Raw genomic sequence first — 11,267 nt, 5'->3', positions numbered from 1 at the left:
CAATCGCCCATGCGTGACCGCATGGACGATTGCCCCGGAATGACGGTGGGGCGTTGCTCTGCTGCTCGTCGCACTCGAACGGATGAGACGGGTGAGTCCTTCCATCCCTCGGCGTCATTCCGGGGCGAGGCTGCAGGCCTCGAGCCCGGAATCTCGAGGTGAGGTCCGAAGCTCGAGATTTCCGGGTCTGGTCCTTCGGACCATCCCGGAATGACGGCGTAAACAGCCTAGCCTTCAAGGCGCTCGCTGAACGTCGCCCGGAACGGGTGCGCCGGGTAGACGCCGACGATGCGCAGCTCGCGCGAGAAGAACTTCAGCTCCTCCAGCGCAAACGCCAGCCCCTTGTCCTCGGGATGGCCGTCGACATCGGCATAGAACTGCGTGGCGAAGAAATTGCCGTCGACCATGTAGCTTTCGAGCTTGGTCATGTTGACGCCGTTGGTCGCGAAGCCGCCGAGGGCCTTGTACAGCGCCGCCGGCAGGTTGCGGACGCGGAACACGAAGCTCGTCACCAGCGGCCCCGAATTCTGCTCGGCCCATTGCGGCTCGCGGGCGAGCACGACGAAGCGGGTGGTGTTGTGCGCTTCGTCCTCGATGTCCTCGGCGAGGATGTCGAGGCCATAGATCTCGGCGGCCAGGCGCGAGGCGATCGCTGCGACGCTCTTGTCGCCACGCTGGGATACGTCGCGGGCGCTGCCGGCGGTGTCGCCGGCGACGATCGGCCGGACGCCGAGCTGGCGGATGATGCGGCGGCACTGGCCGAGCGCATGAACGTGGCTCTCGACCGTCTTGATGTCGGCGAGCTTGGTCCCCTTCAGCGCCATCAGCTGGTGGCGGATCGGCAAAAACCACTCGCCGATGATGTACAGGCCCGAGCCTGGCAGCAGATGGTGGATGTCGGCGACACGGCCAGCCACCGAGTTCTCGATCGGAATCATGCCCAGATCGGCCTCCCCCGAGGAGATCGCGCTGAGCGCGTCCTCGAAGGTCGGGCAGGGCATGGCCTCGGCGGCCGGATAGGCCTCGGAGATGGCGATGTGGGAATTGGCTCCCGGCTCGCCCTGGAATGCGATTTTCAAGATCTTGCTCATGTTGGGCCTTCTAGCAGCTCAAGCCTTGGACAGCAGCCGGCGCGCGGTTTCGAGATCGGCCGCGGTGTCGACGCCGCGGGGAACGGCATCGACGACCATGATGTCGATGCGCATGCCGGCCTCCAGCGCGCGGAGCTGTTCCAGCTTCTCCTGCTGTTCCAGCGGCGAAGGCGGCAGGCTGACGAAGCGCTCCAGCGCCGCGCGGCGATAGGCGTAGAGGCCGATGTGATGGTAGCGCGGTCCGTCGCCATGCGGCGCCGTGGCCCGGGTGAAATACAGCGCGCGCATGCGCCGGCCGCGGATGGGGGAGCCGACCGCCTTGACGACGTTCGGGTTGAGGCTCTCTTCCTCTGTATGGATCTGTGCCGCCAGGGTCGCGATGTCGACCGCGGGGTCCGCGAGCGGCGGCAGCACGTCGCTGATGCTCTGGGGATCGATGGTTGGGAAGTCACCCTGCAGGTTGACCACGATCTCGGCCTCGCCGGCCGGATCGAGCTTGCACATCGCCTCATAGATCCGGTCGGACCCGGAGGGATGATCGGCCTTGGTCATGATCACCTCGCCCCTGGCCGCGGTCACGGCCGCTGCGATCTCCGGCGTGTCCGTCGCCACCGCCACGCGGCCGATCGCCGCCTCCTGCGCGCGACGCAGAACCTGGACGATCATCGGCACGCCCGCAATGTCGAGCAGCGGCTTGCCGGGCAGGCGGGTCGAGGCCATGCGGGCGGGAATCAGCACCAGGATCTTAGGCTTGGTCATCCGGGGAACGGCAGGTCGGAGCCGGTCGCAACAGCGCGTCCGGACGGGAGTGGGGACAGCAAAAACCGCCCGCTTATACGGGTTGCCAGAGCACGGGCAAACCGATATCTCACTTCTGCCGCAGGGGGAGGCGCGACGGCTCGATTCCGCTCGATGCCTTCACGAGTCTCGATGCCTTCGAGTCTCGATGTCTTCGATGTCCTGGGGCGATTCACGGCCGCGGCCCCGCGGCCTCCCACGCCATGAAATCCGCCCTCGGAGCCTGATTCCAAAATGGACTCCTTCGAACTGAACAAAATCCTCGGCGCCGTGCTGGCCGCCTGTCTGGTCGTGCTGGTCACGAGCTTTTCCGCCAATGCGCTGTTCGCGCCGAAGATGCCGGAGAAGCCGGGTTTCGAGATCGCCGTGAAGGAGGCCGAGGGCGCCGCCAAGGGTGGCGCTGCGCCGGCTGCCGCCGAGCCGATCGAGAAGCTGCTCCAGACCGCCTCGGTCGAAAAGGGCGCCGCCGCCGCCAAGAAGTGCGCCGCCTGCCACACCTTCGACAAGGGCGGCAAGAATGCCGTCGGTCCGAACCTCTACGGGATCGTCGGCGACCACATCGGCGAAGGCCGCAATTTCAACTTCTCCGCGGCGCTCAAGGCCAAGGGCGGCACCTGGACCATCGATGCGTTGAACCAGTTCATCGCCAACCCGAAGGGCTACGTCCCGGGCACCGCGATGGGCTTCGCCGGCATCCAGAAGGACTCGGAACGCGCCGACGTGCTGGCCTATCTGAACTCGCTGTCCGACAATCCCGCGCCGCTGCCGACCGCAGCCAAGTGAGCCAGCTTCATCCTTGAGTTCGGACGGCCGGGCCCCAAGCCCGGCCGTTTTGCTGTGCGGGGCGAATTTTGCCCCATTTGGGACCTTTGGTCGCATCCGGCCCGTTCACAACCCGGTATCATGAGGAAAAAGCAAGGTTATCGGTCGAAACCTTGCCGTATATTGGTCCCCTGAATGGAACGGGTTCGCGGGTCAAAGCGCTCTTGCTGCGGTCGGCGCAACCTGCCCTTGGTGAATTGGGTTACGATCACGCGTTCGATCAGGGAGCGGCGGCGGCTCGAGCCGGCGATCTGCTCCCGAGCGGTCTTATTCAGAGGAAGTCTCATTTGACGATTACCCGACGACAGCTCCTGCAGAGCAGCGTCCTCGCTGCGATGACCCCGGCGCTCGGCACCGCGGCCAGCCTCGCCCCCCTCGACGCCGCGCAGGCGCAGGCGGCTGAAGATCCGGCCTGGCGTCACGCTCTGTCGCTGTTCGGCGACGTGAAATATCCGGCGGACTTCAAGCGCTACGATTACGTCAATCCCGATGCGCCGAAGGGTGGCCAGGTCCGCTTCAGCCCCGCAGGCACGTTCGACAATTTCAATCCCGTGGTGGCTGGCGTGAAGGGGGCGCTCGGGGCCGGGGTGTCGCTGATCTATGAATCCCTGACGACCGGCTCGCTCGACGAAGCCTCGACCGAATACGGGCTGCTCGCGGAAAGCGTGAAGCATCCCGCGGATTATTCCTGGGTGATCTATCGCCTGAGGGCGGAAGCCAAATGGCACGATGGCGTCCCGGTCACGCCGGCCGACGTGATCTTCTCGCTCGAAGCGTTCAAGAAGAACCATCCGCGCTACAGCGCCTACTATCAGCATGTCGTCCGCGCCGAGGTGGTCGGCGAGCGTGACATCAAGTTCACCTTCGACGGCCCCGGCAATCGCGAGCTGCCGCAGATCGTGGGCCAGCTGATGGTGCTGCCGAAGCATTGGTGGGAGGGCACCGACAGCAAGGGCCAGAAGCGCGACATCGCCTTGACGACGCTGGAGCCGCCGCTCGGCTCCGGCCCCTACCGGATTAAGGAGTTCGTCGCCGGGCGCACGGTCGTTCTGCAGCGGGTGGACGACTGCTGGGCCCGCAATCTCAACGTCAATATCGGCCGCTACAATTTCGATGAGTTGCGCTTCGACTATGTGCGCGACAGCACGGTTGCCCTCGAGGCTTTCAAGGGCGACCAGTCCGATTGGCGCAGCGAGAACTCGGCGAAGAATTGGGCGACGGCCTATGATTTCCCGGCCGTGAAGGACAAGCGCGTCATCATCGAGGAGTTTCCGAACCGCAGCTCCGGGGTGATGCAGGCTTTCGTGCCGAACAGCCGGCGCGACCTGTTCAAGGATGCCCGCGTCAGGCGCGCGCTGAACTTCGCGTTCGACTTCGAGGAGATGAACAAGCAGTTGTTCTTCGGCCAGTACAAGCGCATTTCGAGCTATTTCGACGGCACCGAGCTCGCATCGTCCGGCCTCCCCCAGGGCGTGGAGCTCGAGATCCTCGAGACCGTGCGCGCCGAGGTCCCGGCCGACCTGTTCACGACCGAGTACACCAATCCCGTCGGCGGCAGCAGCGAGGCGGTGCGGCGCAACCTGCTCGAAGCGCAGAAGCTGATGAAGGAGGCGGGCTACGAGATTCGTGATCGCAAGCTCGTCAACACCGCGACCGGCGCGCCGGCCACGATCGAGCTGCTGTCCGATGCCGACGATCCGGCCTTCGAGCGTGTCGCGTTGTTCTACAAGCCGTCGCTCGAGCGCGTCGGCTTCGCCGTGACCGTCCGCAAGGTGGATTCGGTCCAGTACGAAAACCGCCGACGCAACTGGGATTTCGACATGGTGATGCATTCGTGGCCCGAATCGCTGTCGCCGGGCAACGAGCAGCGCGAATATTGGGGATCGCAGGCCGCCTCGATGGTTGGCTCGCAGAACCTTGCCGGGATCAAGAATCCGGCCATCGACAAGCTGATCGACCGGGTCATCTTCGCCAAGAGCCGCGACGAGCTGGTGGCGGCAACGCGCGCGCTCGATCGCGTGCTGCTGTGGAACTACTACGTCGTGCCGCAGTGGAACTATCCGAAGCAGCGAACCGCCCGCTGGGATCGCTTCTCCCGCCCCGAAAAGCTGCCGAAATACGGCATGGCGAGCTTTCCCGACATCTGGTGGTGGGATGCGGAGAAGGCGGCGAAGACGGGTGGCCGCTCTTGACCACGCACTCGCGTCTGTCGCGCCGTGGCGTGCTCGGGCTTGGCCTGGGCGCGCTGGCGGCGCCTTTGCTGAAGCCGGCTGTCGCCGCCGAGTTCGGCGCCGGTTCGCACGGCATGTCGGCGTTCGGCGACCTGAAATATCCGGCCGATTTCCGTCAGTTCGACTACGTCAATCCGGATGCGCCGAAGGGCGGGCTGTTCTCGCTGATCCCGTCGGTGCGCGCCTACAACCAGTCCTACCAGACGTTCAACTCCTTCAATGCCTACATCCTCAAGGGCGAGGGTGCGCAGGGCATGAGCATGACGTTCGCGTCCTTGATGGTCTCCGCCGGCGACGAGCCGGATGCCATGTATGGGCTGGTCGCGAAGTCGGTGGCGATCTCCCCGGACAAGCTGAGCTACCGTTTCACCTTGCGGCCCGAGGCGCGCTTTCATGACGGCAGCCGGATCACGGCGCAGGACGTCGCCTGGTCGCTGAACACCCTGAAGGAGAAGGGCCACCCGCTGATCGTCGTGCAACTGCGCGACTTCGTGAAGGCCGAGGCGCTCGACGATGCGACGGTGGTCGTCAGCTTCGTGGAGAAGCGCGCCCGCGACGTGCCGCTTTATGTCGTCAGCCTGCCGATCTTCTCCAAGGCCTATTACGCGAGCCGGCCGTTCGACGAATCGACGCTCGAGGTGCCGCTCGGCTCAGGGCCGTACAAGGTCGGCAAATACGAGGTGAATCGCTACGTCGAGTTCGAGCGGGTCAAGGACTGGTGGGCGGCCGAGCTGCCGGTCAGCCGCGGCTTCTATAATTTCGACGTCGTCCGCTACGAGTTCTATCGTGATCGCGACGTCGCCTTCGAGGGCTTCACCGCCAAGAGCTATCTGTTCCGCGAGGAGTTCACCTCGCGCATCTGGGCGACGCGCTACGACTTTCCGGCGATCAAGGACGGACGCGTCAAGCGCGAGATGCTGCCGGACGAGACGCCGTCGGGCGGGCAGGGCTGGTTCATCAACACCCGCCGGGAGAAGTTCAAGGATCCGCGCGTCCGCCAGGCGCTGGCCTACGCCTTCGACTTCGAGTGGACCAACAAGACCATCATGTACGGCGCCTATGCGCGCACCGTATCGCCGTTCCAGAACTCCGACATGGTCGCGGTCGGCCCGCCCTCGGCGGAGGAGCTGAAGCTGCTGGAGCCGTTCCGCGGCCAGGTGCCTGACGAGGTGTTCGGCGAGCCGTTCATGCCGCCGGCCTCGGACGGCTCGGGCCAGGATCGCGCGCTGCTGCGCAAGGCGACGCAGCTGCTGCAGCAGGCCGGACTGCCGGTGAAGGACGGCAAGCGGCTGCTGCCGAACGGTGAGGTCTTCTCGATCGAGTTCCTGATCGACGAGGTCTCGTTCAAGCCGCATCACGGCACGCTGATCAAGAACCTGCAGACGCTCGGCATCGACGCCGACCTGCGCATCGTCGACGCCGTGCAGTACCGCGCGCGCGTCGAGGATTTCGACTTCGACATCACGGTGCAGCGGCTGTCGATGTCGCCGACCCCCGGTGACAGTCTGCGGCCCTATTTCACGTCGGAGGCCGCCAAGACCAAGGGCTCCTACAATCTTGCAGGGATCAGCAATCCGGCGATCGATGCGCTGGTGGCGAAGGCGATCGCCGCGGAGACCCGCAGCGAGCTGACCTTCGCCTGCCGGGCGCTCGATCGCGTGTTCCGCGCCGGGCATTACTGGATCTCGCAATGGTACCGGACGACCCATCCGATCGCCTATTGGGATCAATTCGGCCACCCGCCGAAGCCGCCGAAATACGCCTCGGGCGTCGGCGCCCCCGACATCTGGTGGTACGATGCCGCCAAGGCCGCAAAGCTGGAGCAGGCGAAGTAGTTCATGGCCGCCTATATCGTCCGTCGCATGTTTCTGATGCTCCCGACCCTGCTCGGGATCCTGTTCATCTCCTTCGTCGTGGTGCAGTTCGCGCCCGGCGGGCCGGTCGAGCGCGTCATCGCGCAGCTGACTGGCGCCGATACCGGCGGCACCTCGCGCATTTCCGGCGGCAGCGGCTCGGATTTCGGCGCGCGGCCGCCGGGGCAGGTCGGCTCAGGTGGTGAGATCAACTCCAAATATCGCGGCGCGCAGGGCCTCGATCCCAACTTCATCAAGCAGCTGGAGAAGCAGTTCGGCTTCGACAAGCCGGCGCCGGAGCGCTTCGCGCTGATGGTCTGGAACTTCGCGCGCTTCGATTTCGGCAAGAGCTATTTCCGCGACACGTCCGTGCTGCAGCTGATCAAGGAGAAGCTGCCGGTCTCGATCTCGCTCGGCCTGTGGATGACCCTGCTGACCTATCTGATCTCGATTCCGCTCGGCATCCGCAAGGCGGTTCAGGACGGCTCGCGTTTCGACGTCTGGACCTCGGCGGTGATCATCGTCGGCTACGCGATTCCCGGCTTCCTGTTCGCGATCCTCCTGATCATCCTGTTCGCCGGCGGCTCCTTTCTCAACATCTTCCCGCTGCGTGGCCTGACGTCGGACGGCTGGGCCGACTTCCCGTGGTACTGGAAGATTCTCGACTATTTCTGGCACATCACCTTGCCGCTGTTGTCGATGGCGCTCGGCGCCTTTGCGACCATGACGCTGCTCACCAAGAACTCGTTCCTCGACGAGATCCGCAAGCAGTACGTCATGACGGCGCGGGCCAAGGGCTGCAGCGAGAACCAGGTGCTGTATGGCCACGTGTTCCGCAACGCGATGCTGATCGTGATCGCGGGCTTTCCGGGCACCTTCATCCACGCCTTCTTCTCCGGCTCGCTGCTGATCGAGACCATCTTCTCGCTCGACGGCCTCGGCCTGCTGTCGTTCGAAAGCATCCTCAACCGCGACTATCCGGTCGTGTTCGGCAACCTCTACATCTTCTCGCTCTTGGGCCTTGTGGTGAACCTGATCTCCGACCTCACCTATATGTGGATCGATCCGCGGATCGACTTCGAGGCGCGGGAGGTCTGACGATGCTCAAGACAGCCCCGGTCGAGACCACCACGCAGGCGCCGCTCGGCGAGGCCGTGCCGCCGACGCGGCACAGATTCCGCCCGTCGCCGCTCAACCAGCGCCGCTGGCAGAACTTCAAGGCCAACCGCCGCGGCTACTGGTCGCTGTGGATCTTCCTGTTCCTGTTCGTCGTCTCGCTGTTCGCCGAGCTGATCGCCAACGACCGCCCGTTCCTGATCAAGTTCGACGGTCATCTGTACTGGCCGGCTTTCGTCTCCTACCCCGAGACCGCGTTCGGCGGCGACTTCGAGACCGCGGCGGACTATCGCGATCCCTATTTACAGAAGCTGATCGCGGACAAGGGCGGCACGGTGATCTGGCCGCTGATCCGCTATTCCTATTCGACCCACAACCTCGACCTGCCGACGCCGGCGCCGTCGCCGCCGACCTGGATGCTGAAGGAATCGCAGTGCAAGGCTGTGGTCGAGAAGAAGGGTCTGAAGAGCTGCCGCGATCTCGAATACAATTGGCTCGGCACCGACGACCAGGGCCGCGATGTCGTCGCGCGGCTGATCTACGGCTTCCGCGTCTCTGTGCTGTTCGGCCTGTCCCTGACGTTCTTCTCCTCGATCATAGGCATCGCCGCCGGCGGCGTGCAGGGCTATTTCGGCGGCTGGGTCGATCTCCTGTTCCAGCGCTTCATCGAGATCTGGAATGCGATCCCCTATCTCTATCTGCTGCTGATCCTCTCGGCCGTGCTGGTGCCCGGCTTCTTCACTCTGCTCGGCATCATGCTGCTGTTCTCCTGGGTGTCGCTGGTCGGCTTGGTGCGCGCCGAATTCCTGCGCGGCCGCAACTTCGAATACATCCAGGCGGCCCGCGCGCTCGGCGTCTCCAACGCCGTCATCATGGTCCGGCATCTGCTGCCGAACGCGATGGTCGCGACCATGACCTTCCTGCCGTTCATCGTGTCGAGCTCGGTGATGACCTTGACCGCGCTCGATTTCCTCGGCTTCGGCCTGCCGCCCGGTTCGCCCTCGCTCGGCGAGATGCTGTCGCAGGCCAAGGCCAACGTGCAGGCGCCGTGGCTCGGTCTGACCGGCTTCTTCTCGGTCGCGATCATGCTGTCGCTCCTGATCTTCATCGGCGAGGCCGTGCGCGACGCCTTCGATCCGCGCAAGACGTTCAGGTGAGCGCCAGGGATCCGATGACATGGATCCGATGACATGGATACGATGACATGGATGCGATGACCCAGCCGCTTCTTTCGGTCAGCGATCTCTCGGTGGCCTTCCACCAGGGCGGCCGCGCGTCGACCGCCGTCGACCACGTCTCCTTCGACATCAAGCGCGGCGAATGCGTCGCGCTGGTCGGCGAGTCTGGCTCGGGCAAGTCGGTCAGCGCGCTGTCGGTGCTGAAGCTGCTGCCCTATCCGGTCGCCTCGCATCCCTCGGGCAGCATCCGCTTCAAGGGCCGCGATCTGCTGCCACTGTCCGAAGGCGAGATGCGCGGCATCCGCGGCAGCGACATCTCGATCATCTTCCAGGAGCCGATGACCTCGCTCAATCCGCTGCACACGATCGAGCGGCAGATCAGCGAGATCCTGCATCTGCACAAGCCGATCTCGAGCAGCGCCGCGCGGGCACGCGTGCTCGAGCTGCTGACGCAGGTCGGCATCCCCGAGCCGGAGACGCGGCTCGGCAGCTATCCGCACCAGCTCTCCGGCGGCCAGCGGCAGCGCGTGATGATCGCGATGGCGCTCGCCAACGAGCCGGACCTCCTGATCGCCGACGAGCCGACCACTGCGCTCGACGTCACCGTGCAGGCGCAGATCCTGGCGCTGCTCGCCGACATCCGCGCGCGGCTCGGCATGAGCCTGCTGTTCATCACCCACGATCTCGGCATCGTCCGCCGCATCGCCGATCGCGTCTGCGTCATGAATGGCGGCAAGATTGTCGAGCAGGGCCCGGTCGAGCAGGTGTTCACCGCGCCATCGCATCCCTACACCAAGGCGCTGCTCGCCGCCGAGCCGAAGCCGGACCCGGCTCCGCCGCGGCCTGATCAGCCGGTGGTGATGCAGGCCAAGGATCTCAAGGTCTGGTTTCCGATCAAGCGCGGCCTGTTCCGCTCCACCGTCGGCCACATCAAGGCGGTCGACGGCGTCAGCGTCGCCGTGCGCAAGGGCGAGACGCTCGGCGTGGTCGGCGAGTCCGGCTCCGGCAAGACCACGCTAGGTCTCGCGCTGCTGCGGCTGATCTCCTCCGACGGCCCGATCGTATTTCTCGGCAAGGAGATCCAGGGCCTGTCGTTCAAGGACGTCCGCCCGTTCCGCCGGGACATGCAGATCGTCTTCCAGGATCCGTTCGGCGCGCTCAGCCCGCGCATGTCGGTCGGCGACATCATCGCCGAAGGCCTGACCGTGCATCAGCCCAAACTGTCGGATGCCGAGCGCGAGGCGAAGGTCGTCAAGGCGCTCAATGATGTCGGCCTCGATCCGGCGACGCGCTTCCGCTACCCGCACGAATTCTCTGGCGGCCAGCGCCAACGCATCTCGGTCGCCCGCGCCGTCGTGCTCGAGCCGTCCTTCGTCGTGCTCGACGAGCCGACCTCCGCGCTCGACATGCTGTTCCAGGCGCAGATGGTCGAGCTCCTGCGCGAGCTGCAGCGCAAGCGCGAGCTGACCTACATGTTCATCTCGCACGATTTGCGCGTTGTCGCTGCGCTGGCGAGCCACCTCATCGTCATGCGTCACGGCAAGGTGGTCGAGGAGGGCCCGGCAGCCCAGCTGTTCAAGGCGCCGAAGACGGACTACACGCGCGCGCTGTTCGCTGCGGCATTCAGGAACGAGACGGCGGGGAATGGGGCGGCATCGAGCTGAAAGGCATCAGCCAATTCCGCGCTCTGCAATCCGACCACGTATGAGTTGGACGCGAACTCCACTCTCAAAACCGGTGCGCCCGCTCTCCCGGTACTTACGAAGAGAGGGTTGGGGTGAGGGGCAGCCGCACGAGCGGTGCTGCTTTTATACAGCGAATTGATCTCTGTCCGATTCGACAATGACTGAGTGCGACTCGCTATTCTCGTGCCAATCCGCATGACTTCCGATCGAAACTACATCTGTGCCATGCCCCCGGATTGCTGCGCAATCCGATCTTTCCCCGCGAAGAGCACGCTCTTTCCCCTCGTCATTGCGAGCGCAGCGAAGCAATCCAGAGTCGCAGGCGGGACTCTGGATTGCTTCGTCGCTGCGCTCCTCGCAATGACGAGCGGATGGATCTCGGCCGAGAAATGATCCGTTCATGACGAGGACGTGCTGCAGGCTTGGCAGGCCCCGTCTCGCCGTGGGCTGCGACGGGCCGCGCCTGCCACCGCTCCGCGCTCACCGCCGGCCG

At 65.0% G+C, this 11,267-nt stretch carries 8 protein-coding genes; 6 read left to right on the top strand and 2 right to left on the bottom strand.

Annotation, left to right across the window (positions count from 1 at the left end):
- Positions 1-227: 227 nt before the first annotated feature.
- Both BRAO375_RS12235 and BRAO375_RS12230 read right to left on the bottom strand, forming a co-directional pair.
- Positions 228-1,091: a prephenate dehydratase gene (locus tag BRAO375_RS12235; RefSeq protein WP_009027782.1), complete on the bottom strand. Its 864-nt coding sequence runs from the start codon at positions 1,089-1,091 to the stop codon at positions 228-230.
- A gap of 18 nt (positions 1,092-1,109) precedes the next feature.
- Positions 1,110-1,850: a 3-deoxy-manno-octulosonate cytidylyltransferase gene (locus BRAO375_RS12230; RefSeq protein ID WP_009027781.1), complete on the bottom strand. Its 741-nt coding sequence runs from the start codon at positions 1,848-1,850 to the stop codon at positions 1,110-1,112.
- Positions 1,851-2,123: 273 nt separating this feature from the next.
- Here BRAO375_RS12230 and BRAO375_RS12225 point away from each other — a divergent pair, with 273 nt between their 5' ends.
- The 6 genes from BRAO375_RS12225 to BRAO375_RS12195 all read left to right on the top strand — a co-directional run bounded on the left by BRAO375_RS12225 (position 2,124) and on the right by BRAO375_RS12195 (position 10,753).
- Entirely contained in the window at positions 2,124-2,672 is a 549-nt protein-coding gene (locus tag BRAO375_RS12225) for a c-type cytochrome (protein WP_009027780.1), read from the top strand.
- A gap of 326 nt (positions 2,673-2,998) precedes the next feature.
- A complete protein-coding gene (locus tag BRAO375_RS12215; protein ID WP_009027779.1) occupies positions 2,999-4,903 on the top strand; it encodes an extracellular solute-binding protein in 1,905 nt (634 codons plus the stop codon).
- Positions 4,900-6,777: an extracellular solute-binding protein gene (locus BRAO375_RS12210; protein ID WP_201767534.1), complete on the top strand. Its 1,878-nt coding sequence runs from the start codon at positions 4,900-4,902 to the stop codon at positions 6,775-6,777. The genes BRAO375_RS12215 and BRAO375_RS12210 overlap by 4 nt, the downstream gene beginning before the upstream one ends.
- A 3-nt stretch (positions 6,778-6,780) precedes the next feature.
- Complete coding sequence (locus BRAO375_RS12205; protein WP_009027777.1) at positions 6,781-7,893, top strand: microcin C ABC transporter permease YejB; 1,113 nt, start codon at positions 6,781-6,783, stop codon at positions 7,891-7,893.
- 2 nt (positions 7,894-7,895) lie between these two features.
- Complete coding sequence (locus tag BRAO375_RS12200; RefSeq protein ID WP_009027776.1) at positions 7,896-9,068, top strand: ABC transporter permease; 1,173 nt, start codon at positions 7,896-7,898, stop codon at positions 9,066-9,068.
- 47 nt (positions 9,069-9,115) lie between these two features.
- Positions 9,116-10,753 (top strand): ABC transporter ATP-binding protein, encoded by a 1,638-nt coding sequence (locus BRAO375_RS12195; RefSeq protein ID WP_009027775.1) that lies wholly within the window; start codon positions 9,116-9,118, stop codon positions 10,751-10,753.
- The last annotated feature ends 514 nt before the right edge of the window (positions 10,754-11,267 follow it).

Origin of the sequence: Bradyrhizobium sp. ORS 375, from assembly GCF_000239775.1 — a bacterium.
In the GTDB taxonomy this organism is placed as follows: Bacteria; Pseudomonadota; Alphaproteobacteria; order Rhizobiales; family Xanthobacteraceae; genus Bradyrhizobium.
The sequence above is the reverse complement of the archived record's forward strand: the minus strand, read 5'-3'. Positions and strand labels throughout refer to the sequence as shown.